Annotated in this window: 23 protein-coding genes, 1 tRNA gene, 2 rRNA genes and 1 pseudogene (1 of these 27 running past the window's edge); 20 read left to right on the forward strand and 7 right to left on the reverse strand. The window is 48.9% G+C overall.

What is annotated here, in order from left to right:
- The 6 genes and pseudogenes from O6P33_RS06235 to O6P33_RS06255 all read left to right on the forward strand — a co-directional run.
- Positions 1-1,272 (forward strand): 23S ribosomal RNA (locus O6P33_RS06235) (it extends 1,621 nt beyond the left edge of the window).
- Between the two features lie 132 nt (positions 1,273-1,404).
- Positions 1,405-1,520, forward strand: a 5S ribosomal RNA gene (gene rrf, locus O6P33_RS06240).
- Between the two features lie 400 nt (positions 1,521-1,920).
- Positions 1,921-2,130: a hypothetical protein gene (locus O6P33_RS06245; RefSeq protein WP_269819337.1), complete on the forward strand. Its 210-nt coding sequence runs from the start codon at positions 1,921-1,923 to the stop codon at positions 2,128-2,130.
- A gap of 4 nt (positions 2,131-2,134) precedes the next feature.
- A complete protein-coding gene (locus tag O6P33_RS13200) occupies positions 2,135-2,278 on the forward strand; it encodes a POTRA domain-containing protein (protein WP_420094968.1) in 144 nt (47 codons plus the stop codon).
- On the forward strand, positions 2,265-2,915 hold the full coding sequence (locus tag O6P33_RS06250; protein WP_269819338.1) for a hypothetical protein: 651 nt from the start codon (positions 2,265-2,267) through the stop codon (positions 2,913-2,915). The genes O6P33_RS13200 and O6P33_RS06250 overlap by 14 nt, the downstream gene beginning before the upstream one ends.
- Before the next feature lie 24 nt (positions 2,916-2,939).
- Positions 2,940-4,107 (forward strand): annotated as a pseudogene (locus tag O6P33_RS06255) (hemagglutinin repeat-containing protein); the annotation flags it as partial.
- Here O6P33_RS06255 and O6P33_RS06265 read toward each other — a convergent pair.
- From O6P33_RS06265 to tnpA, 3 genes are all read right to left on the reverse strand, one after another.
- Complete coding sequence (locus tag O6P33_RS06265; protein ID WP_269819341.1) at positions 4,099-4,416, reverse strand: hypothetical protein; 318 nt, start codon at positions 4,414-4,416, stop codon at positions 4,099-4,101. The pseudogene O6P33_RS06255 and the gene O6P33_RS06265 sit on opposite strands and share 9 nt — an antisense overlap.
- Before the next feature lie 68 nt (positions 4,417-4,484).
- On the reverse strand, positions 4,485-4,853 hold the full coding sequence (gene tnpB, locus O6P33_RS06270) for an IS66 family insertion sequence element accessory protein TnpB (protein WP_269819342.1): 369 nt from the start codon (positions 4,851-4,853) through the stop codon (positions 4,485-4,487).
- Positions 4,853-5,164: an IS66 family insertion sequence element accessory protein TnpA gene (tnpA, locus tag O6P33_RS06275; RefSeq protein WP_269819343.1), complete on the reverse strand. Its 312-nt coding sequence runs from the start codon at positions 5,162-5,164 to the stop codon at positions 4,853-4,855. The genes tnpB and tnpA overlap by 1 nt, the downstream gene beginning before the upstream one ends.
- Before the next feature lie 488 nt (positions 5,165-5,652).
- Here tnpA and O6P33_RS06280 point away from each other — a divergent pair, with 488 nt between their 5' ends.
- The 12 genes from O6P33_RS06280 to lipA all read left to right on the forward strand — a co-directional run bounded on the left by O6P33_RS06280 (position 5,653) and on the right by lipA (position 16,813).
- Positions 5,653-6,918 (forward strand): glutamate-5-semialdehyde dehydrogenase, encoded by a 1,266-nt coding sequence (locus tag O6P33_RS06280; protein WP_269819344.1) that lies wholly within the window; start codon positions 5,653-5,655, stop codon positions 6,916-6,918.
- Positions 6,911-7,549, forward strand: coding sequence for a nicotinate-nucleotide adenylyltransferase (gene nadD / locus O6P33_RS06285; RefSeq protein WP_269819345.1), 639 nt, complete (start codon positions 6,911-6,913; stop codon positions 7,547-7,549). The genes O6P33_RS06280 and nadD overlap by 8 nt, the downstream gene beginning before the upstream one ends.
- A 24-nt stretch (positions 7,550-7,573) precedes the next feature.
- The gene (gene rsfS, locus O6P33_RS06290; RefSeq protein WP_269819346.1) at positions 7,574-7,936 is read left to right on the forward strand and encodes a ribosome silencing factor; all 363 of its coding nucleotides are present in this window, start codon (positions 7,574-7,576) and stop codon (positions 7,934-7,936) included.
- Positions 7,937-8,404 carry a 23S rRNA (pseudouridine(1915)-N(3))-methyltransferase RlmH gene (gene rlmH, locus O6P33_RS06295; protein WP_269819347.1) on the forward strand — a complete coding sequence of 156 codons (468 nt, stop codon included), beginning with the start codon at positions 7,937-7,939 and terminating at the stop codon, positions 8,402-8,404. It begins immediately after the preceding gene.
- A 9-nt stretch (positions 8,405-8,413) separates the two neighbouring features.
- Positions 8,414-10,312: a penicillin-binding protein 2 gene (gene mrdA, locus O6P33_RS06300; protein ID WP_269819348.1), complete on the forward strand. Its 1,899-nt coding sequence runs from the start codon at positions 8,414-8,416 to the stop codon at positions 10,310-10,312.
- The gene (gene rodA, locus O6P33_RS06305) at positions 10,309-11,454 is read left to right on the forward strand and encodes a rod shape-determining protein RodA (protein ID WP_269819349.1); all 1,146 of its coding nucleotides are present in this window, start codon (positions 10,309-10,311) and stop codon (positions 11,452-11,454) included. The genes mrdA and rodA overlap by 4 nt, the downstream gene beginning before the upstream one ends.
- Before the next feature lie 9 nt (positions 11,455-11,463).
- Positions 11,464-12,471 carry a lytic murein transglycosylase B gene (gene mltB / locus O6P33_RS06310; RefSeq protein WP_269819350.1) on the forward strand — a complete coding sequence of 336 codons (1,008 nt, stop codon included), beginning with the start codon at positions 11,464-11,466 and terminating at the stop codon, positions 12,469-12,471.
- Positions 12,472-12,473: 2 nt separating this feature from the next.
- A complete protein-coding gene (locus O6P33_RS06315) occupies positions 12,474-13,481 on the forward strand; it encodes a septal ring lytic transglycosylase RlpA family protein (RefSeq protein WP_269819351.1) in 1,008 nt (335 codons plus the stop codon).
- A 98-nt stretch (positions 13,482-13,579) separates the two neighbouring features.
- Complete coding sequence (locus tag O6P33_RS06320; RefSeq protein WP_269819352.1) at positions 13,580-14,767, forward strand: D-alanyl-D-alanine carboxypeptidase family protein; 1,188 nt, start codon at positions 13,580-13,582, stop codon at positions 14,765-14,767.
- Between the two features lie 135 nt (positions 14,768-14,902).
- Positions 14,903-15,184, forward strand: coding sequence for a DUF493 domain-containing protein (locus O6P33_RS06325; RefSeq protein WP_269819353.1), 282 nt, complete (start codon positions 14,903-14,905; stop codon positions 15,182-15,184).
- Complete coding sequence (gene lipB / locus O6P33_RS06330; RefSeq protein WP_269819354.1) at positions 15,184-15,843, forward strand: lipoyl(octanoyl) transferase LipB; 660 nt, start codon at positions 15,184-15,186, stop codon at positions 15,841-15,843. The genes O6P33_RS06325 and lipB overlap by 1 nt, the downstream gene beginning before the upstream one ends.
- Positions 15,836-16,813 (forward strand): lipoyl synthase, encoded by a 978-nt coding sequence (gene lipA / locus O6P33_RS06335; RefSeq protein WP_269819355.1) that lies wholly within the window; start codon positions 15,836-15,838, stop codon positions 16,811-16,813. The genes lipB and lipA overlap by 8 nt, the downstream gene beginning before the upstream one ends.
- Before the next feature lie 105 nt (positions 16,814-16,918).
- Here lipA and fdxA read toward each other — a convergent pair whose 3' ends face one another.
- Both fdxA and mutS read right to left on the reverse strand, forming a co-directional pair.
- The gene (gene fdxA, locus O6P33_RS06340) at positions 16,919-17,242 is read right to left on the reverse strand and encodes a ferredoxin FdxA (protein ID WP_269819356.1); all 324 of its coding nucleotides are present in this window, start codon (positions 17,240-17,242) and stop codon (positions 16,919-16,921) included.
- A 137-nt stretch (positions 17,243-17,379) separates the two neighbouring features.
- Positions 17,380-19,956 (reverse strand): DNA mismatch repair protein MutS, encoded by a 2,577-nt coding sequence (mutS, locus tag O6P33_RS06345; protein ID WP_269819357.1) that lies wholly within the window; start codon positions 19,954-19,956, stop codon positions 17,380-17,382.
- 163 nt (positions 19,957-20,119) lie between these two features.
- Between mutS and O6P33_RS06350 the strand changes: the two genes are divergently transcribed.
- Complete coding sequence (locus O6P33_RS06350; RefSeq protein ID WP_269819358.1) at positions 20,120-20,344, forward strand: hypothetical protein; 225 nt, start codon at positions 20,120-20,122, stop codon at positions 20,342-20,344.
- 51 nt (positions 20,345-20,395) lie between these two features.
- On the opposite strand, the gene O6P33_RS13205 is transcribed toward O6P33_RS06350, so the two are convergent.
- Complete coding sequence (locus O6P33_RS13205) at positions 20,396-20,632, reverse strand: diguanylate cyclase (protein WP_420094969.1); 237 nt, start codon at positions 20,630-20,632, stop codon at positions 20,396-20,398.
- A gap of 265 nt (positions 20,633-20,897) precedes the next feature.
- Positions 20,898-20,984: transfer RNA gene (locus tag O6P33_RS06355), tRNA-Leu, on the reverse strand.
- Positions 20,985-21,091: 107 nt separating this feature from the next.
- Between O6P33_RS06355 and queA the strand changes: the two genes are divergently transcribed.
- Entirely contained in the window at positions 21,092-22,138 is a 1,047-nt protein-coding gene (queA, locus tag O6P33_RS06360; RefSeq protein ID WP_269819359.1) for a tRNA preQ1(34) S-adenosylmethionine ribosyltransferase-isomerase QueA, read from the forward strand.
- The last annotated feature ends 1 nt before the right edge of the window (position 22,139 follow it).

A 22,139-nucleotide genomic window follows, 5' to 3' on the forward strand; every position in this document is an offset into this window, starting at 1 on the left:
AGAGAATACCAAGGCGCTTGAGAGAACTCTGGTGAAGGAACTAGGCAAAATGGCACCGTAACTTCGGGAGAAGGTGCGCTGGTGAGGGTGAAGTATTTACTACGTAAGCCTTTGCTAGTCGAAGATACCAGGCCGCTGCGACTGTTTATTAAAAACACAGGACTCTGCAAACACGAAAGTGGACGTATAGGGTCTGACGCCTGCCCGGTGCTGGAAGGTTAATTGATGGGGTTAGCGTAAGCGAAGCTCTTGATCGAAGCCCCAGTAAACGGCGGCCGTAACTATAACGGTCCTAAGGTAGCGAAATTCCTTGTCGGGTAAGTTCCGACCTGCACGAATGGCGTAACGATGGCGGCGCTGTCTCCACCAGAGACTCAGTGAAATTGAAATCGCTGTGAAGATGCAGTGTATCCGCGGCAAGACGGAAAGACCCCGTGAACCTTTACTATAGCTTTGCACTGGACTTTGAAGTTGTTTGTGTAGGATAGGTGGGAGGCTTTGAAACTGTGACGCTAGTTGCAGTGGAGCCAACCTTGAAATACCACCCTGGCAACTTTGAGGTTCTAACTCAGGTCCGTTATCCGGATCGAGGACAGTGTATGGTGGGTAGTTTGACTGGGGCGGTCTCCTCCTAAAGAGTAACGGAGGAGTACGAAGGTGCGCTCAGGCCGGTCGGAAATCGGTCGTAGAGTATAAAGGCAAAAGCGCGCTTAACTGCGAGACCAACAAGTCGAGCAGGTACGAAAGTAGGTCTTAGTGATCCGGTGGTTCTGTATGGAAGGGCCATCGCTCAACGGATAAAAGGTACTCCGGGGATAACAGGCTGATACCGCCCAAGAGTTCATATCGACGGCGGTGTTTGGCACCTCGATGTCGGCTCATCACATCCTGGGGCTGAAGCCGGTCCCAAGGGTATGGCTGTTCGCCATTTAAAGTGGTACGCGAGCTGGGTTTAGAACGTCGTGAGACAGTTCGGTCCCTATCTGTCGTGGACGTTTGAGATTTGAGAGGGGCTGCTCCTAGTACGAGAGGACCGGAGTGGACGAACCTCTGGTGTTCCGGTTGTCACGCCAGTGGCATTGCCGGGTAGCTATGTTCGGAAGGGATAACCGCTGAAAGCATCTAAGCGGGAAGCCTGCCTCAAGATGAGATCTCACTAGAGCTTTAAGCTCTCTAAAGGGCCCTTGAAGACTACAAGGTTGATAGGTTGGGTGTGTAAGTGCTGTGAGGCATTGAGCTAACCAATACTAATTGCCCGTGAGGCTTGACCATATAACACCCAAACAATTTGGGAAGACGAATTGTGATCCGAAAGTTCGCAAAACGCACAAATTATGCTACTATCACAAACCTAATTCGAGGTAACGAAGCACTCTAAGTGCTACGCGACTTCAAAAAGAATTGCTTGACGAACATAGAGCATTGGAACCACCTGATCCCATCCCGAACTCAGAAGTGAAACGATGCATCGCCGATGGTAGTGTGGGGTCTCCCCATGTGAGAGTAGGTCACTGTCAAGCGCCAAATAGAAAAGGCCACCCTGTATTGGGTGGCCTTTTTTTGGCTTATCCGAAATGAGCTTCAGTCACTGTATAACGGGCGCGAAGCCCCATGTGACAACTTTGTCTGGAACAAAGTTGGACAGGCTTTAGCCTGCCCGCAGGGAGAGTGCCAGGAAGGCATGAATCAGAGTAGGTCACTGTCAAGCTTGAACACAAAACTCCAGGTCAGCAATGATCTGGGGTTTTTTTATGCCTAAAGAAAATTAGCCTTAGTCCAATAAAAACGTGATGCACTTAGCAAAATTTACAGCTGCAGTATAAAAGCTGTTCCTATCTGGCCTGTTTTGAGATCCTGGTCACGCAACCTTACGTCTAGATCAGCAATTATGCAGTTGTAGTCATGGATGGCAGTTGAAATATGATTTCAAAAGCAAAAGGATTTGCTATTTTATTTCTTTTCTATATCTCGGGAGCTGTTGCGCAAGTGAAACTGCCGATTGATAGAGAATTGTCACAAGAACGTCAAGAACGTTTACTCCAAGAACAACAGCGTCGTTTACAAGAGCTGCAAGCCCTTCCGGAGCGAGAGCTCAGTGCACCCAGCGTAACAGCAGATAGACAGTGCTGATTGCTTGCAGGTCGATAACATTGAGCTCCAAGGTGCGCACAGTTTGTCCGTGCGGCAGAGAGTCCAGTTACTTGGGCCTTTTCTTGGGCAGTGTTTAACCTCAAGCGATTTAAATCGCTTGCTGGCGTGTTTTCGTGTCAGGACGTAAGCCGAGCTACTACTATTATTTAGGCTTAAAGAATAACTTTAATGCAAAGCATGCACCTCAACTACAAGCAAGTTCTGTTGAACAGGATTTAAGCTGTTTTATCGGACGTATGGAGCGAGAGTATTTACCCAGCCGCAAAACTATTGGAACTCCGCTAGCGGGCGAAGAGTATTCAGCAATCATCCAAGCAGGTGGCAATATCACCATCCATTCTGAGCAAAAACTAGAAAACAGCGTTATTCGACCCAGCTATAACTATGTCAGCGGTGGCAGTCGAGTCGATTCCCGTGCGCCGGGTAGCACACATGCGACACAGGTCAGCATCAACTCGCAGTTACCGCCTGACTTGCAGCAGAAACAAATCGATCCTACTGTCTTGCCTGGTTTTAATGTGCCCACGGGCGGTAAAGGCCTGTGCCGCTTAAGTGATCAGGCTGCGCAAGATAGACGCGCCCAAGGAACAGCAGGCGCTCAGGCCGCAGTAGGCAATGGTAGTGCCCGTGGTGAGCAGTTTGCGCAACAAGGTTCGCAATCATCTGGACAGGATGCGTTGCTCAGCAGTCAGCTGGGCAGCAATCAGCATACATTGGAATCCTTTGGGAAAAGCCAAGCGCAATTAGTGATGGCTGACCTGTAGAATCTGCAAGGACAAAACAACAGTCATTGCTATCTGATTGAAACCAGCCCAGCCTTAACCAATATGCGGCAGTTTCTCAGCAGTGACTATCTGTTTAATGGCTTGGGTTTACAATCAGATCGGATGCAAAAGCGTTTAGGCGATGGATTGTATGAGCGACGACTGTTGCGTGAAGCTATAGTTGCGCGCACCGGTCAGCGTTTCATTGCCGGTTTAAGCAGCGACGAAGCCATGTTCCGTTATTTAATGGATAACGCCATTGCCAGCAAAGATGCGCTAAGTTTGTCAGTGGGCATCTCGCTCAGTGCTGAGCAAGTGGCGGCATTGACCCACGATATTGTGTGGATGGAAGAGCGTGAGGTTATGGGTGAAAAAGTACTCACCCCTGTGCTGTATCTAGCGCAAGCTGAAGGCCGTTTAGCACCGAGCGGCGCTTTAATTCAAGGGGGTGATTTGACCTTGCTTAGCGGTGGTGATTTAAATAACCAAGGCACGTTACGGGCAAGCAATAATCTCAGTGCGCAGGCGCAAAATATAAACAACAGCGGTTTAATTCATGCCGGAGAGCGCCTATCCTTGTTGGCTGAAGACAGTATTTATAACCGTCAAGGCGGCATCTTAGCCGGACGTGATGTGGATCTGACAGCGCGCAGCGGGGATATCCTCAATCAGCGTACCGTCACCCGCCACGAAAACACGCTCGGTAATAGCCGCTGGGAAAGCAGTTTTGCCGACAGCGCAGCACGAATCGAAGCCACACGCGACTTAACCCTTAATGCCGGCCGCGACGTCACCCTTGCCGCAGTGGAAGAGCACCACGGTAACAGGCACGGCAGTCACTACCTCAACAGTCAGGCCAAGACATGCGGCTGATTGCCGGCAATGACCTGACACTGGCCTCGGCTGCCAATGAAAGCCATCACTATAGTAAAAGTAAAAAAGCCACCAACCAGCGCGATCAAGTGCGGCAAGTCGGCACAGAGGTTAACTCGGGCGGGCAGTTCACCGCAGTTGCAGGCCAAGACTTAACCCTAGTGTCCAGCTCCATTGCCGCAAATGACGAAGCCTATCTCGTCGCTGGCGGCAAGGTGCAACTGCTTGCGGCGCAAGACTACGACTACTCCTTTTCTGAGAAAAAGAAGAAAAAAGCTTTGGGCGTAAGAGTTATCGCATGAATGAAAGCTCATCCAGCAAGGCAAAGACTAACAACCAAAGTCAAATCATCGAGCTGGGCTTCGAGTTCGGATTCATCAAAGAGGTTGAGCTGAAACTTAGACTTTTCGCTGCTGGCACTGAACTTTTGTGTTTTCAGCAGACGATTGAGTTCTTCTGGGATTTCAATGCGCCGGTGAGCCACTGTAAGTTCTTTTGTTTGAACGTTTAAGCGAATGTTCTGCTCTTCAATAACAGCTTGAAACTGTGCCACAACCGATCGTAATTCAGCGGCGTCAAGGCCGCTAAAGTCAGGGGTTTTAATGGGTGTGGATGGCTTCTTTTTCATGCCGAAATTATAGCGAAATCCAGCATGAAAAGCACCTTTAAAAGCAGCTAAAACCCAGAGTTTTCAAGCTATCCTAGGCTATCGTATTGTAGTTTTTTATGACCTTTAAACAGACTAATATCGTAGCCATCTAACAGCCAATTTATTTGCTCACCGGTTAAAGACAGTAACTCATCAGCCGGTTTGGGGCACTTAAATTTTTCCTCGGCTAGAGCCTTGTAATACATGACAAAACCGTTGTCTTCCCACATCACGCATTTGATTTTGTTGCGCTGACGATTGGTAAATGCATACAGTGCGCCGCTGAACGGATTATGCTCGAGTTCTTGCTCAACCAGCAAAGCCAAGCCATTGGCTTGCTTCCTAAAATCCACCGGCGCACGGTACAGATAAATTTCCGGCATCTGCTTGGCTGGCCGTAAATAACGCACCTTCATTACAACTGCTGCAGTATCGCCACAGCGACATCCAAGTTGCCCGCGGTAATGCCTGACAGGCGCATGCCGCCGGGCAAATGCAATGCAAGCCCATCTTGGGCTGAGCTAGTCGCCAGCTGAGTAACTCTTGTAAATCCAGCAGGCCTTGAATCAGGCGCTGAAGCAAGAAGCTTCTTACGCCAATAATTAAACTGCGCATAGTTCAGCTCATGCTGTTTACAAAAAGCCGCACCGGATAAACCTGAACCTTGCCAGGCCACCATATGCTGCTGCCAAAACTCATAACGCTCGCGCGAACTCGTAGAACTCATAACCAGTACCTCCAAAAAAGACGAGGACTAGTTTGAAACGGTATAATGCAGGATAAAAGATGCTGATTTAAGGGCGCTTACGGTTTAGCAGGTTATTTATCTGCAGGCATGTATTTTGATCATCCAATCAATACAACAAGTAATATTAAGACAAAGTGTCTTTTTTTGATGTTAGAAATTACGGTGATTGGTCAGGTCAGTCTTGGTTTGAGTGTGTGGAAAGGTGCGACAAACTGGTCAATATGCAATAAAATCCCAGCTCGCCAATGCTTTATTGGCCCACAGTTAACCCGGAAACCTGTGCGGCACACTGGCCAGTCAAAGCAGCAATGTCGTGAAAAGGAGCAGGTAGTCTTAGTCGCCTGTCATTGGCCTGCAGTGCTTGGTGATTATAGCTCTTTACCTTTCGAAGCAAACTTACTGTGCGTTTAGCCCCCGACATCGCTATAATCGACACCCATCTAACTTTTTATTTTGGTTTTGATGTTATGACCGAACTTGTTGTTGACTACATGCAGCGCCTTGGCGAGTCTGCGCGTGAGGCTTCCCGTGTGTTGGCAAGGGCCAGTACCGCTCAGAAAAATCAGGCTTTATTAGCCACAGCCACTGCGCTCGACAACTCCCGAGCTGCTTTGCTTGCGGCCAATGAGTTGGATATGCAAGCTGGCCGTACCAATGGCTTGGACGAGGCAATGCTGGATCGTTTAGCGTTAACACCAGCACGAATAGATGAAATGATTGAAGGCTTAAAGCAGGTTGCTGCCTTGCCTGATCCCATTGGTGAAATCCGCGACATGCACTTTGTGCCGTCGGGTATTCAAGTGGGCAAAATGCGTGTGCCTTTGGGGGTGATTGGGATTATTTACGAATCACGTCCTAACGTCACCGTAGAGGCGGCCAGCTTATGCATTAAATCCGGCAATGCCACTATATTACGTGGTGGCTCTGAAGCTATTCATTCTAACCAAGCCATTGCCCAGTGTTTAAATGAAGGCCTAGCCGTTGCTGGCTTCCCTGCCAGTGCTGTGCAAGTAGTAGAAACTACAGACCGTGCCGCAGTGGGTGAGTTGATCACCATGCCTAAATATGTGGATGTAATTGTTCCCCGTGGTGGCAAAGGTTTAATTGAGCGTATCAGTCGTGATGCTAAAGTGCCGGTGATTAAACACTTGGACGGCGTCTGTCATGTCTACGTGGATCAAGCCGCTGATGCTGAAAAAGCGATTCGTATTGCTGATAATTCAAAAACTCAGCGTTACGCACCCTGTAATGCCATGGAAACCCTATTAGTGCATGAATCGCAAGTGGATGCTGTGCTGCGCCCTTTGCTCGATATCTACCAAACGAAGCAAGTTGAATTGCGCGGTTGTGAGAAGACTTGTGCTTTATTTGCTGATCAGGTTAAAGCTGTTACTGCAGATGATTGGGCAGCAGAGTACAATGCGCCGATTCTGGCGGTGCGTATTGTTAGCTCGTTAGACGAAGCGATTGAGCATATCAATACTTACGGCTCACAACATACTGACAGTATAGTGACAGAAAACTTTACAGATGCTCGTCGTTTCTTAACCGAAGTGGATTCCAGTTCCGTGATGATCAATGCCTCAACCCGTTTTGCCGATGGCTTTGAGTATGGCTTAGGTGCAGAAATTGGTATCTCCACAGATAAGTTGCACGCTCGTGGTCCGGTAGGTCTACTGGGTTTGACTAGCGAGAAATATGTCGTATTTGGTGACGGACACGTGCGTGGCTAAACGAATAGGAATGCTGGGCGGTACCTTTGATCCAGTGCACATTGGCCATTTGCGCAGTGCACTGGAGGTTGCCGAGAACTATGCGTTAGATCAGCTCTTGCTGATCCCTAATGCACAGCCGCCGCATCGCAATGCCCCACAGGTTAGTGCGCAACAGCGTTTAGAAATGGTGCAGTTGGCAGTTGCCGGTGTTGATCTGCTCAGCGTTGATGATCGTGAATTACGTCGCGATAAACCCTCCTGGAGCATCGATACCTTGTTATCATTGCGCGCTGAGCTGGATGCGCAAGATCAGTTGCTGCTTATCTTAGGCTGGGATGCATTTTGTGGCTTGCCAAGCTGGCATCGTTGGGAAGAGTTATTAGAGCATTGCCATATTCTAGTGCTGCAGCGCCCTGATGCAGATATTGAAGCACCACAGGTTCTACGTGATTTAGTGGCAGCAAAAAGCGTCAATGACCCACAAACCTTACTTGGGCCTAGTGGTCAGATTGCTTTTGTTTGGCAGACACCGCTGGCTATTTCAGCAACACAAATTAGACACTTATTAGCAACACAGCGCTGCGTACGGTATTTGGTACCAGATACTGTTTTTCAATATATTTATACTCATCAACTCTACCAAGAGTGATGAGCTTTTGAGGTTAGATACCCAATGCAAAATGAACAACTCGTAAAATTAGTCATCGCATCTCTAGAAGAAGTTAAAGCTAAAGATATCGTGACTATTGATGTGCGCGGTAAAACCAGTATCACTGATTTTATGATTATAGCTTCTGGTGGTTCTGCCCGTCAGGTGAAAGCGCTTGCGGAGAACGTGTTAGAGAAAGTCAAAGCTCAAGGGGTAAAACCTATTGGTAGCGAAGGTTTAGACGGTGGTGAGTGGGCTCTGTTGGATTTAAATGACGTAGTCGTGCATGTGATGCAGGTGGAAACCCGTGAGCATTACGACTTAGAGCGCTTGTGGCAGGGTGCTGAGCAAAGCCGTGCACAACACGATGAGCAAGGCGCTGAATAAGTGCGCATTCGCTTAATTGCTGTAGGCACTAAAATGCCGCGCTGGGTAGAAGAGGGCTGGCATGAATATGCTAAGCGCTTGCCCAGCGAGTTACCTTTAGAACTCGTTGAAATACCTTTAAGTACACGGGGTAAAAATGCTGATGTACCAAGGCTGATCCGCCAAGAAGGCGATGCTATGCTGGCGAAAGTGCAGCCTGGTGAGCGTATTGTTACCTTGGAAGTACATGGCAAGCCTTGGAGTACCGAGCAGCTGGCACAAGAATTGGAGCGCTGGCGTTTAGAAGCACGCAACGTCAACTTGATGGTCGGCGGCCCGGAAGGACTAGCGCCACAGGTTTGCGCGCGCAGTGAGCAACGTTGGTCGTTATCACCACTGACATTGCCACATCCGTTAGTGCGCATATTGTTGGGTGAGCAGGTGTATCGTGCGTGGACTGTGCTTAACGGCCATCCATATCATAAGTAGTGAGCGGTTATGCCACCTCCTATTCGATTAAAAGACCATGAGCGTGATGCGCGATTGATTCGTGCGCGGGTTTTATTTGGTGGTGCTGCTTTAGTTCTGTTAACTATGCTGCTGATGTTTAGAATGTACTATTTGCAAGTTGTGCAGTTTGAGCATCACTCCACATTGGCAGAGAATAACCGTATTCACGTTCAGTCTTTGCCTCCCACGCGCGGCATGATTTATGACCGCAATGGTGTCGTTATAGCTGATAATCGGGCGAGCTTTAGTCTTACTTTGACCCGTGAGCGCGCCGGTGATTGGGAGCAGGTGCTCGACTCTATTGTTGAGATTCTTGAACTCGACAATGACAGTCGCGAGTTGTTTGAGAAGCGTATCCGTCAAGGCCGTCGTCCTTTTGAACCTGTACCGGTTATGTTTGAGTTGAGCGAGGAGCAAATTGCTCGCATTGCAATAAACCAGTTTCGTTTGCCTGGTGTCGAGGTGTCAGCCAGCTTAGTCCGCTACTACCCGCAACAAGAACACTTTGCGCATTCTGTTGGCTATGTAGGCCGCATTAATGAAACAGAATTAAAAAATCTTGATCCGGTTAATTACAGCGGTACCCACCATATTGGCAAGACCGGCATTGAGCGTTTCTATGAAGAACAGTTGCATGGGCAAGTCGGCTATGAAGAGGTTGAAACTAACGCCCGTGGTCGAGTGTTACGTGTGCTTAATCGCGTTGAGCCGGTTTCTGGGCAAGATATTTATTTAACCCTAGACAGTAATCTTCAAGAAGCTGCTGAGCTTGCTTTAGATGGTCGTCGCGGGGCAATAGTGGCATTGGATCCCAACAATGGTGAAGTGCTGGCCATGGTCAGTCAGCCAAGTTTTGATCCCAATCCATTTGTTACTGGGATCAGTTTTAAAGCCTATGGTGAGCTGCGTGATTCGTTAGATCAGCCATTGTTTAATCGAGTCTTACGCGGTTTATACCCGCCTGGCTCGACAATTAAACCGATGATGGCGGTTGCTGGTTTAGATGCCGGGGTTATTACTCCGAAAAGTCGCGTGTTTGATCCAGGGTTTTATCAGTTGCCCAATAATAAGCATAAGTACCGCAACTGGAACCGGTATGGTGACGGCTGGGTCGAGCTTGATTTAGCCATTGCCCGCTCTAACGACACCTATTTTTATGATTTAGCCCATAAGCTGGGTATTGATCGCATGCACGACTACATGAGTCGGTTCGGTTTTGGTCAGCGAGTGGCGTTGGATATGTTTGAAGAAACCGCTGGTTTGATGCCTTCTCGGGACTGGAAACGCAATCGTTATCGGCAGCCTTGGTATCCGGGCGAAACTTTAATTTTAGGTATTGGCCAGGGGTATATGCAGACCACGCCGTTACAGCTAGCGCAAGCCACAGCCTTGATGGCATCTAAAGGTAAATGGATTCGCCCACATTTGGCTCGAAGTGTTGGTGGCCTGCAACCCATTGTCGATGCGCAAGAGCCGCCTGATATTGTCTTGCGTGATGAGAAGTTTTGGGAGCCGGCACGTTTAGGCATGGAGAACGTTTTGCACGGTGCCCGTGGTACAGCGCGCAAAGTGGGCGATACAGCCCAATACCGCATAGCAGGTAAAAGCGGTACTGCGCAAGTTGTGGCCATTAAGCAAGGTGAGCGCTATGACCGCGATAAAGTGCAAGAACGGCATCGCGATCATGCGCTATTTATTGCTTATGCACCGGCTGAAAACCCGGCGATTGCTGTGGCTGTCATGATTGAAAACGGTGAGTCTGGCTCCGGAGTCGCCGCTCCGATTGCTAAGCAAGTATTAGACGCCTGGTTGTTGGATGAGGATGGTGAGCTAAAAGTGCAGTATCAAACAGAGGCGCAGCGCGAAATCAGCGAGGTAAGGCCATGAGTCGTGGTTTCGATCGCGTATTGTCTGAAGGTGATGTGCTGCGTCGCCGTGCATCTATTTTACAGCGCATACACATTGATGGCTGGCTGGTGTTTTTATTATTAATGCTCGGCACCATTGGTTTGTTTGTGTTGTATTCGGCGGGTGGTAAAGACGAAAGCTTATTGATAAAACAAGCATCTTCGTTTGGCGTTGGCTTATTGGTGATGGTCGTGGTGGCACAATTGGAGCCACGCTTTATGGCCAGCTGGTCACCTTTACTTTATGTCATAGGCGTGGCGCTGCTAGTCGTAGTCGATGTCATCGGGCATAAAGCTATGGGGGCTACACGCTGGATCAGTATTCCCGGAGTGGTGCGTTTTCAGCCCGCTGAGTTGATGAAGTTATTTATGCCGATGACCTTAGCTTGGTATCTGGCGCGCCATAATTTGCCGCCATCGCCCAAGCGCATCTTGATTAGTGTTGTTTTAATTGCGCTCCCTGCCGCCCTTATTGCGCGCCAGCCGGATCTAGGTACAGCGATGTTGGTTGCCGTGTCTGGGGTGTTTGTGTTGTTTTTAGGAGGCTTGCGCTGGCGCTGGATACTCGGAGCTATTGCCGCGTTTGTTCCGGCTGCAGTGGGGATGTGGATGTTTGTAATGCATCAATATCAAAAGCAGCGTGTCCTAACGTTTTTAAACCCAGAGAGTGATCCGCTGGGCAGTGGTTGGAATATTATTCAATCTAAAGCTGCGATTGGCTCAGGTGGTGTATTTGGCAAAGGCTGGCTACTCGGCACACAGTCGCATTTGGACTTCTTACCTGAAAGTCATACAGACTTTATTATTGCGGTACTGGGTGAGGAGTTTGGCCTGGTTGGTATCTGCTTGCTGTTTTTAGTGTATTTGCTCTTGATTGCCCGCGCGCTGGTGATTACCTTACAAGCGCAAACCGTTTTCGGCAAAATATTGGCAGGCTCAATTACTTTAACCTTTTTTATCTATGTGTTTGTTAACGTGGGAATGGTCAGTGGTTTACTGCCTATTGTTGGGGTGCCGCTGCCATTTATAAGTTACGGCGGAACTTCTTTGGTTACGCTCTTGTCTGGGTTTGGTATTTTAATGGCAATTCATACACACCGTAAATGGATTGCTCACTCTTAAGGGTTTTACATGCAAACTGTGTTATTTCGAATGAAAAAAATAGTCGCGTGCTTAGGTTTAACGCTGGCGGCAACTCAGGTTCTTGCGCAAGATAATAACTATGCGCAGCATCCCTTAACAGATCCATTTATTAAAGAAATGAGTGCCGAGTTTGGTTTTGTTGGCGAATCACTGCAGGAGTTGTTTTCACAAGCGGAGCGCAAACAAGCTATTTTAGATGCTATTTCACGGCCTGCCGAGCGGGTTAAGCTGTGGAAAGAGTACCGTCCTATTTTTATCACTCAGTCGCGCCTAGATAAAGGCCTTGAATTCTGGGAGGAAAACGCTGAAGCCCTGCAGCGTGCAGAGCAAGAGTATGGTGTGCCTGCTGAGGTGATTGTTGCCATTATAGGAGTGGAAACTATTTATGGCGGCAATACTGGTAGTTACCGTGTGATTGATGCACTGTCGACCTTGGCATTTGATTACCCGCCACGGGCCCCGTTTTTCCGCCAGCAACTCAAAGAGTATTTGTTGCTGACGCGCGAGGAGCAAGTGGATCCTTTAAGTTTGAAAGGATCTTATGCCGGAGCAATGGGGTTGCCGCAGTTTATGCCGGGAAGTTTCCGAGCTTATGCTGTTGATTTTGATGATGACGGCCATATTGATATTTGGCAAAACCCTACTGATGCCGTCGGCAGTGTGGCAAACTATTTTATTAAGCATGGTTGGAAGCCAGGCCAAAAAGTCGTGGTGCGCGCTGATGTGAACAATGTAAAGACTGCAGAGCAGGGATTATCTGATAGCCTTGATCCGAAAATTACTGTCCAAGAGTTGCAAAATTTAAGTTGGACCCCCCGTGAGCCCTTAGAGCAGGGGCGCAAGGTTACAGCTTTCCGTTTGGATGCTGATGCGGGCAGTGAGTACTGGATTGGTTTAGAGAATTTTCAAGCCATTACGCGCTATAATCGTAGTGTAATGTATGCCATGGCAGTGAATGAGTTGGCTGAGCAGTTAGCCGCCGCACGTAAGGAATAGCAATGTTGAAGCACAGTATGCAGGTGTTGACTGCAACTGCTCTAGCTATAGCGCTGATCAGTTGCTCGTCGAGCAGCCCGAAAGGACCACAGCCGCAACCCGTCATACGTGATGGGTCGATTAGTGGTCCAGCCAATTTTAAGCAATCAAGCAGCGATGGTGCGCCTTGGTGGTCGGTTGACGTTTCCCGTATTCCCGATGCTGTACCTATGCCGCATAACGGTAATTATAAAGCAGCGCCATACACTGTGATGGGCAGTCGTTATTTCCCAATTCAAGATGCGCGCAAGTATAAAATGACTGGTACTGCATCGTGGTACGGCACTAAGTTTCATGGTCGCGATACCGCTAACGGTGAAACCTTTGATTTATATGGGATGACCGCTGCACATAAAACTCTACCGTTACCCAGCTATGTCAAAGTCACCAACTTAGAAAATGGCCGCAGCGTTACTTTGCGAGTCAATGACCGTGGACCATTCTATTCTGATCGAATTATTGACTTATCCTTCGCTGCAGCAAAAAAACTCGGCTACGCCGAGAAAGGTGTGGCACGGGTTAAGGTTGAAGGTATTGATCCGCACCAGTGGTGGGCCGAGCGTGGGCAAAAAGTGCCAGAGCCTGGTGCTATGAATGCGGTGGCTTACAATAAACCTCTAGCGTTGCCGACTTTGCCAGATGAACCAGTGAACTATACGCCGCCTGCAGAGCAACATGCTGGCGCTTTAATTCCTGCGCAAATTGACTCAAAAAAAAACGCTTCACTATCAGTCGCTGGCCTATATCTCCAAGTAGGAGCATTCGCCAATCCAGACGCTGCGCAGTTGCTGATGGACAAGCTCAGTCAGCTGACCAGTGCGCCGGTCTTCATCAACTCGGTGGTGCGCGATCAGCAAGTGCTGCACAGAGTACGGATGGGACCAGTACCCAATCAAAACGAGGCTGAGCACTTGCGTGATCGTGTGCGCTTGGCAAATTTAGGGCTGCCAGCGCTGGTGACAGCGGATTAGCAGCATCGTTGTTATAGCTTGCTACGCATCTTGCTTGCGGCTAAATGCCAGAGCAGTAAATCAGCGTCAGTGTTTATCTTTATCAATTTGAGAGTTGTATGAAAATTAGTCAGTTTTTACAAAAGTTTTGTTTGACCGCGGTTGTCGTCTGCGCCGCAAGCTATATCAGTGCCGAGCCCGTACCTACTGCAGCTAAAGTGCCGACGGCGATTCCCGCGATGCCGCAATTGGCGGCTAAATCTTATGTGTTAATGGATGCTACAAGCGGCCAAGTTTTGGTCGAGCACAATGGTGATGAGCGCTTGCCCCCAGCCAGTTTAACTAAGCTGATGACCGCTTATATCGCCACTAAAGAAATTCAAAATGAGCAAATCACCGAGCAAGACATGGTGACCGTCAGTGAGAAAGCTTGGCGTACCGGCGGCTCGCGGATGTTTATTGATGTGGGCAAGCAGGTCTCGGTAGATGATTTGCTGCACGGTATTATTATCCAGTCGGGTAACGATGCCAGTGTCGCCATAGCGGAACATATTGCCGGTAGCGAAGAAGCTTTCTCCAGCATGATGAATGCTGCAGCAGTACGTTTGCAGTTGGATAACACCCACTTTCGCAATGCCACGGGCTTACCAGCCGAGGGGCATTACTCGACAGCCTATGATATGGCGAAGTTGGCTCGCGCTATAATTTTTGAAGACCCAGAGCACTATGAAATCTATGCGCAAAAAGAGTTTCTCTGGAATGGCATTAAGCAACCAAACCGCAATCTATTGTTATGGCGAGATAAAACCGTTGACGGTTTAAAAACGGGCCACACAGATGAAGCTGGTTATTGCTTGGTGGCTTCTGCTGTGCGTGATGATATGCGTTTGATTTCCGTGGTGTTTGGTGCTTCCAGTGAAGCTGCTCGAGCTGCAGAAACACAAAAATTACTGACTTATGGCTTCCGCTTTTTTGAAACTAAAACCTTTTACCAGAAAGGTGTTGAATTGGCCGAAAGTAAGGTCTGGAAGGGCGAAGAATCAAAGGTTAAGGTGGGGCTGGCTGAGGACTTAACGCTCACTTTACCTCGCGGTCAAGTACAGAAAATTGCCGCAACCATGGTTTTGGATGAAAGTGTAATTGCACCCGTCACTGCCGGTGAGAGCTTAGGTGTTGTGGAAGTGCGTTTAGGCGATGAGGTTCTGCACACGGCAGACTTGGTAGCGCTGCAAGATGTTCCAGAGGGTGGTTTCTTTAGCCGCATACTGGATTCAATTCGCATGTTTTTTTACAACTTGTTTAACTAAAGCTTGATTGTTCGAGGTGGGCAGACAAAGCATAATAACGCTTCTATTTGTCTGCCTTAGAAGCAAGAGCAGGTATGTATATAGAAGGTTTTATCCAAGCCTTCTACCGAAAAGAGCCAAAAGCTCGGAGTTGAGATGACCGAAGATACTCAGCAACAACCGCCGAAAATTGAATTTCCATGCGCTGATTACCCGATTAAAATTATTGGTGATCACTGCGACAACTTTATTGATGTGATAATTGACGTGGTTCAGCGTCATGCGCCAGAGGTTGATCCTGCAGCCTTTACCCGTCGCGATAGCAGCAATGGGCGCTTTTTATCGGTGCAGGTGCATATCCATGCGCAGAGCATCGAGCAACTGGAAAAAATCAATCAAGATTTACGTGAAACAGGTCTTGTGCGCATGGTGTTGTAATGCCCAGCAGCGTTGTGATTCGTCATTTAGGTTGCGTAGCTTACGAGCCTACTTGGCATGCTATGCAAAACTTTACGCAAAGGCGTGACGCTGACAGTGCTGATGAGATTTGGCTACTTGAGCACCCGCGGGTCTTTACCCAAGGGCAGGCTGGCAAGGCCGAACACATACTCGCTGCGGGCGATATCCCTGTGGTGCAAGTCGACCGTGGTGGGCAAGTCACCTACCATGCTCCAGGTCAGCTGGTGGCTTATATCCTGCTGGATGTGCGTCGCGCGGGACGCGGTGTGCGTGACTTAGTCAGTGGCATTGAAAACAGCTTGATTGATCTACTCAGCCAGTATCAAGTTACTGCCTGTGCCAAGCCGGATGCTCCGGGTGTCTATGTTGCTGATAAAAAAATAGCCTCCCTTGGTCTGCGCATTCGTCGTGGCTGCTCCTTTCATGGCTTGGCATTAAATGTTGATATGGATTTACAGCCTTTTCAGCGGATCAACCCCTGTGGTTATGCCGGCCTGCAGATGACTCAGCTGCGTGAGCAAACCCAACAGCCTGTGGATATACCGACAGTAAGTGTGCGTTTGCGTGATGCACTCGTCAAACACCTTCACTACAGTGAATACATAACCCTTACCAATGGGATTGAATGCTATGAGTAATCAAGAAGCTCCAGTGAGAGCAAAGCCCGCTAAAGTTGAAATGGGCGTGAAGTTACGGGGCGCTGATAAACTAGCACGTATCCCGGTCAAAGTGATTCCTACCGTTGACGTATTGCGTAAACCCGATTGGATTCGTGTACGCGTACCGGTTTCACCTGAAGTTGAAAACATTAAGCAGACCTTGCGCAAGCATAAATTGCATAGCGTCTGCGAAGAAGCCTCTTGCCCTAACCTCGGTGAGTGTTTCTCCAGTGGTACTGCTACCTTTATGATTATGGGGGACATCTGTACCCGACGCTGCCCCTTCTGTGATGTGGGGCACGGCCGTCCAAACCCATTGGATGCCAATGAGCCGCACAGTTTGGCTGCAGCTATTGCCGATATGAAGCTTAAGTATGTGGTGATCACTTCGGTTGACCGCGATGATTTACGTGATGGTGGTGCTCAACACTTTGCCGACTGTTTGCGTGAGATACGTGCATTGTCACCAGGCATTCAGTTAGAAACTTTGGTGCCTGATTACCGTGGACGTATGGATATTGCTTTAGATATCACTGCGACTGAGCCACCAGATGTCTTTAACCATAACTTGGAAACTGTGCCGCGTTTATATAAAGCTGCACGTCCGGGTTCAGATTTTGAGTGGTCCTTGGATTTACTTGAGCGCTTTAAGCAGCGCGTGCCAGGTGTGCCAACTAAGTCAGGTTTGATGCTAGGGCTGGGTGAGACGGATGCTGAGGTTATTGAGGTGATGCAGCGTATGCGCGAGCATGACATTGATATGTTGACCTTGGGGCAGTATTTGCAACCCTCCCGTGACCATATGGCTGTTGAGCGTTTTGTGCACCCTGATGTATTTAAGTGGTTTGCTGAGGAAGGCTTAAAGATGGGCTTTAAGAATGTTGCCTCGGGTCCCTTGGTGCGCTCTTCTTACCATGCTGACCAACAAGCGCATGAGCAGTTGAAGTAATAGCTAATAAAAAACCCGTATCTCTCAAGTCACAAGATACGGGTTTTTTTATTATGGCAGCTAAAGTACGTCGCTGCTAAAGACTTGGGGTTAGAGCGCTACTGTTTAACGCTCTAAATGCTCAAGCTTATTAGGCACACCGTCCCACTCTTCAGCATCAGGCAGCGGATCTTTCTTTTCGCTGATGTTTGGCCAAATATCTGCCAGCTCTTGGTTTAGGGCTGTGTACTCCTGCATATCTTCTGGCACCTCATCTTCTGCAAAAATTGCTTCTGCAGGGCACTCAGGCTCACACAGGGCACAGTCGATACACTCGTCTGGGTGAATCACCAGAAAGTTTGGGCCTTCATAGAAACAGTCTACTGGGCAGACTTCTACGCAGTCGGTGTACTTGCATTTAACGCAGTTATCAGTGACAACGAAGGTCATAACTAGCTATCTCCTTGGGCGTGTTACTTGTGCTCTATCTAATGCAGAGCTGCAAGTTTAAGTAGTCAGCGCTGCTTAGGTGCAGCGCAGTAAGTAAATAAAAGACCGGCAATTCTAACAGCTTGTGCTGCATAGCGTTAGATTTGGGTCTTCCAAGCATATAACAGATCAAGCGCCTTTTTGGGCGACAGCTCATCTGGATTCATTTTTTGCAATTCTAGCAGCAGGGGGTGCGGCTGCGTAGCAAATAAGTCACTTTGTACTGGGGCTTGCTCAGTGTTGTTACTGGTGCTGGTATTGTTCTGCATTAAACTTTGTTGTTCAAGCTGCTGCAAGTGTTCTCGTGCGCGGCTGATAACCGCAGTGGGGACTCCCGCCAACTGTGCAACGGCCAAGCCATAGCTTTGGTTGGCTGGGCCAGGTAGGACGCTGTGTAAAAACACAATGCGGTCTTTATGCTCAGTGGCGCTTAAGTGCACGTTAGTGACACTGTTTAAGCGCTCGGGTAGTGAGGTTAACTCAAAGTAGTGAGTGGCAAACAAAGTCCAAGCTTGCAGCTCGGCCAGTTGTTCTGCTGCTGCCCAAGCCAAAGATAAACCGTCAAAGGTGCTGGTCCCCCGTCCAACTTCGTCCATTAAAACTAAGCTGTTGGCGCTGGCATTATGCAGAATATTGGCCGTTTCACTCATCTCAACCATAAAGGTCGAGCGACCACCAGCGAGGTCATCACTGGAGCCAATGCGGGTGAAAATACGGTCTACTAACGACAAGGAACATTGCTGCGCGGGCACAAAACTACCAATATGTGCAAGTAAGACGATTAAAGCTGTTTGGCGCATATAAGTGGACTTACCGCCCATGTTTGGCCCAGTAATAATCAGCATGCGCGTGGCATTGTCCATGTTCACATCGTTGGCAACAAAAGGTGTGGTTAAAACGTGCTCGACCACAAGGTGGCGGCCTTGTTTGATTGCCAGCTGCGGTTGCTCAGTAAATACTGGGCGGCACAGGTCTAGGTTTAGTGCGCGTTCAGATAAATTACTGATTACGTCCAGCTCAGCCAGGGCAGCCGCGCTTTCTTGCAGTGGTGCAATATGGTCAATTAAAATATCTAACAGCTCATCGTAAAGCTGTTTTTCGCGGGCTAAGGCACGACTTTTTGCTGATAATGCTTTGTCTTCAAAGGCTTTGAGTTCCGGAATAATAAAACGCTCGGCACCTTTAAGGGTTTGTCGACGAATATATTCAGGTGGTGCTTGCTCGGCTTGGCGAGTCGGTATCTCAATAAAGTAGCCGTGTACGCGGTTGTAACCCACTTTTAAATTGGCCAGACCGGTGCGCTCTTTTTCTCGTGTTTCTAGGTCAATTAAAAACTGTCCGGCAGTTTCACTGATAGTCAGTAGCTCATCGAGCTCTGCATCGTAACCCAGTTTCAAGACGCCGCCTTCACGAATTACTGCTGGTGGATTATCAATAATAGCGCGGCTCAGTGTATCTGCCAGCTCAGGGTAGGCGCTGATGGCTTTAGCCAACTCTTGGATGCGCGCAATATCTAGATCAGCAAGCACCTCTTGCAAGGCGGGTAAGGCACTAAGTGCATCACGCAGGCGAGCTAGGTCTCGGGGACGGGCACTGCGCAAACTGATGCGCGCTAAAATTCGCTCAATATCACCAATGTCTTTGAGTGCCGGCTGCACCCGTTCAAAGTGATAGTCGTTGAGCAGATAAGCAATCGCATCTTGGCGCGCTTCGAGCACAGCACGCTGGCGCAAAGGACGATTCAACCAGCGACTCAGTAAGCGGCTGCCCATGCTGGTCTGACAGCGATCAATGACCGATTGCAGGGTGTTCTCGCGTCCGCCAGAGAGGTTTTTATCCAGCTCTAAGTTACGACGGGTGGCTGCATCGAGGATTACCGTTTCATTAAGGCGCTCATGGAACAGGCTACGGATATGTGGCAATGCCGTGCGCTGGGTTTCTTTGGCATAGCTCAATAAGCACCCTGCTGCGCCAATGGCCAGCGTGAGTGACTCACAGCCAAAGCCTTTTAGATCTTGAGTGGCAAACTGTTGGCATAAAGCTTTGAAGCCACTGTCGTAATCAAAATCCCAGGGTGCGCGGCGCTGATTACCTCGGCGTTTTTCTAAGGCCGCTGGCGCTGACCAATCATCGGGGATTAGCAGTTCGGCTGGATTAATTCGCTCGATTTCAGCTAAGACGTTTTCTTCGCTGTGCAACTCTTGCACGCTAAAGCGCCCGCTACTGATATCCAGTACAGCTAAGCCAAAGACAGTGTCGTGACCGAGTAATGCGGCAACTAAGTTATCGCGGCGATCATCCATTAAGGCTTCATCGCTGACCGTGCCAGGAGTAAGGATGCGCACTACTTGCCGCTCTACCGGGCCTTTTGTGGTGGTCGCAGGGTCGCCTGTTTGCTCACAAATAACCACTGATTCGCCGAGGCTGACTAGACGCGCCAGATAGCCTTCGGCGGCATGGAAGGGGATACCTGCCATTGGGATAATGCTGCCGCCGGACTGTCCCCGTGAGGTCAGGGTGATATCCAGTAATTGCGACGCTTTTTTTGCATCATCATAGAAAAGTTCATAAAAGTCACCCATGCGATAAAACATAATTTGGTTTGGGTGTTGATTCTTTAGCCGCCAATACTGCTGCATCATCGGCGTGTGTTTACTTAAATCGGTAGCACTCATAAGGAACTAGACTCAATAGCATTGCAAAACACTAGTCTAGCGGATTAAGAAATAAAATTATGCACCGCGCTACTGGGCTGTCTAAAAGAATTATGAAGACGTGTTAAATTAAGCCTAAATGAGTTTGGCAGTGCTATTTTGGCCGCTGCGTGGAGGAGTTGAGATGAGTGATGAAGAGCAGCGCGCAGCAGTCACTGAAGAAGTGCTGGATGACAGCCTTGCTTATGAAAAAGCGCAGCAGGCCAAGCAGGAAGACAATCCATTGGCAGCAATTACGGCAATGCGCTTAGAGCAGCTTGCTGTATGTCGCTTGCGCTCGAAGGAAGAAATGCAAGCGATGCAAGATCAATTGCAGTCTACTAAGGCTGTGGAAGATAGCCACGAGTGATGCTGCACGTGGCTATGCGGGCTAAAAGCAAGCGCGAGCAGGCTGATAGAGCTAGATTGCTTGCTCTATGTTGCGGTAACACCTTACAGAGTTGCGTCCATTTTGCTTGGCTTGGTACATAGCCCTGTCAGCTTGTTTTAGTAGCTCATCAATAGTGTTGTCTTGAGCAAAAAACAGCGTCAGTCCAATGCTTGCCGTGCAGTTGTGCTCGATGTGGGCGCTGGGTTTATCCTTGTTAGCCCTCTTTTTAGCTTGCAGTCTAGGCTTTTGAAAATTTCTTTTATGCAAGCTTGGCGCAGAAAAAGCTGCGCAACTGTGCGCAATAGGGCCTGGTAAGCTTAGGGGTTTAAGGAAAAGAAGCTTTGAGTAAAGCGGGGTAGTGTTTAGCGGCTGAAATTTATCACTACGAGCAGTTTAGGCCAGTTTTGCTTGGCAGCGTGCGGGCTTAAAGTATGGGTTAAACTTATGTGTTGCTGTAGTTCGGGGGGTATGAGGGTATTTGTTTTTGCGATTTTCTGTAACCCTCGTATTTAGAGGGTTACAGAGAGGGAAATGGTGCCTCGGGGGAGAATCGAACTCCCACGTTGTTACCAACGGCGGATTTTGAATCCGCTGCGTCTACCAATTCCGCCACCGAGGCATGGCGCGAAAGTATAGAGATGCTTTGCACTTCGGTCAAATGATTTCGCATAGTCAGATGCAAATATTTCCGTTAAGCTTTGCTCCCTCTTATTAATGATCACGATTATGCGCGTTGCACACTTTCAATTTGACTTACCTGATGAGCTGATTGCTCGCTATCCACTGGCTGAGCGTCGTGCCAGTCGCTTACTGGTGCTTGATGGCCCCAGCGGTACGATTGCCCATCAGCAGTTTGCTGATTTGCTCGACTACTTACGCCCAGGCGACTTAATGGTGTTTAACAATACACGAGTGATACCTGCGCGATTGTTTGCCAAAAAGCAAACCGGCGGCAAGCTTGAAGTGCTGGTGGAGCGTGTGCTCGACACCTATCGCGTGCTGGCGCATGTGCGTGCCAGTAAAGCACCGAAAGTGGGGAGCACGATTGAGCTGGATGATGGCGCTCAAGCTACGTTATTAGCGCGCCATGACAGTCTTTTTGAATGGCAAATGAGTGAGCCTGTTTTACCTTTGCTCGAGCGTATCGGTCACATGCCTTTACCGCCTTATATGGAGCGTGAGGATGAACTGGATGATCGTGAGCGCTATCAAACAGTCTATGCCGAGCATGCTGGCGCTGTTGCTGCGCCGACCGCAGGTTTGCATTTTGATGAGCATATGTTGACCAGCATTGCACAGCTAGGTGTCGAAACAGCCTTTGTTACTTTGCACGTGGGTGCTGGAACCTTTCAGCCAGTGCGGGTTGATACTCTCGAAGATCACCAGATGCATCATGAGTGGCTGGAAGTGAACCAGCAAGTGGTGGATGCGGTTGCAGCTTGTAAGGCACGCGGTGGTCGAGTCATTGCGGTGGGTACAACCAGTGTGCGCTCATTAGAAAGTGCGGCCCAGACCACTGGCGAGTTGCAGGCCTTTGCTGGCGAAACTGATATCTTTTTATATCCAGGGCGTCCGTTTCATGTGGTGGATGCGCTGGTGACAAACTTTCACTTGTCCGAGTCGACTTTACTGATGTTAGTCGCTGCCTTTGCTGGCTATCCAGAAATAATGGATGCTTACCGCAGTGCGGTCGAACACAAGTACCGTTTTTTTAGTTATGGCGATGCCATGTTCATTACGCGCAATCCACAACCGCGCAGTCCTGAGGAGTGAT

This window comes from Denitrificimonas caeni (assembly GCF_027498055.1).
Lineage (GTDB): Bacteria > Pseudomonadota > Gammaproteobacteria > Pseudomonadales > Pseudomonadaceae > Denitrificimonas.

Bases quoted from the DNA above. Each gene is read 5' to 3' on its own strand.
- O6P33_RS06245 (WP_269819337.1), top strand. From the start codon at position 1,921: ATGATTTCAAAAGCAAAAGGATTTGCTATTTTATTTCTTTTCTATATC.
- O6P33_RS06265 (WP_269819341.1), bottom strand. From the start codon at position 4,416: ATGAAAAAGAAGCCATCCACACCCATTAAAACCCCTGACTTTAGCGGC.
- tnpB (WP_269819342.1), bottom strand. From the start codon at position 4,853: ATGAAGGTGCGTTATTTACGGCCAGCCAAGCAGATGCCGGAAATTTAT.
- tnpA (WP_269819343.1), bottom strand. From the start codon at position 5,164: ATGAGTTCTACGAGTTCGCGCGAGCGTTATGAGTTTTGGCAGCAGCAT.
- O6P33_RS06280 (WP_269819344.1), top strand. From the start codon at position 5,653: ATGACCGAACTTGTTGTTGACTACATGCAGCGCCTTGGCGAGTCTGCG.
- rsfS (WP_269819346.1), top strand. From the start codon at position 7,574: ATGCAAAATGAACAACTCGTAAAATTAGTCATCGCATCTCTAGAAGAA.
- mrdA (WP_269819348.1), top strand. From the start codon at position 8,414: ATGCCACCTCCTATTCGATTAAAAGACCATGAGCGTGATGCGCGATTG.
- rodA (WP_269819349.1), top strand. From the start codon at position 10,309: ATGAGTCGTGGTTTCGATCGCGTATTGTCTGAAGGTGATGTGCTGCGT.
- mltB (WP_269819350.1), top strand. From the start codon at position 11,464: ATGCAAACTGTGTTATTTCGAATGAAAAAAATAGTCGCGTGCTTAGGT.
- O6P33_RS06315 (WP_269819351.1), top strand. From the start codon at position 12,474: ATGTTGAAGCACAGTATGCAGGTGTTGACTGCAACTGCTCTAGCTATA.
- O6P33_RS06320 (WP_269819352.1), top strand. From the start codon at position 13,580: ATGAAAATTAGTCAGTTTTTACAAAAGTTTTGTTTGACCGCGGTTGTC.
- O6P33_RS06325 (WP_269819353.1), top strand. From the start codon at position 14,903: ATGACCGAAGATACTCAGCAACAACCGCCGAAAATTGAATTTCCATGC.
- lipB (WP_269819354.1), top strand. From the start codon at position 15,184: ATGCCCAGCAGCGTTGTGATTCGTCATTTAGGTTGCGTAGCTTACGAG.
- lipA (WP_269819355.1), top strand. From the start codon at position 15,836: ATGAGTAATCAAGAAGCTCCAGTGAGAGCAAAGCCCGCTAAAGTTGAA.
- fdxA (WP_269819356.1), bottom strand. From the start codon at position 17,242: ATGACCTTCGTTGTCACTGATAACTGCGTTAAATGCAAGTACACCGAC.
- mutS (WP_269819357.1), bottom strand. From the start codon at position 19,956: ATGAGTGCTACCGATTTAAGTAAACACACGCCGATGATGCAGCAGTAT.
- O6P33_RS06350 (WP_269819358.1), top strand. From the start codon at position 20,120: ATGAGTGATGAAGAGCAGCGCGCAGCAGTCACTGAAGAAGTGCTGGAT.
- queA (WP_269819359.1), top strand. From the start codon at position 21,092: ATGCGCGTTGCACACTTTCAATTTGACTTACCTGATGAGCTGATTGCT.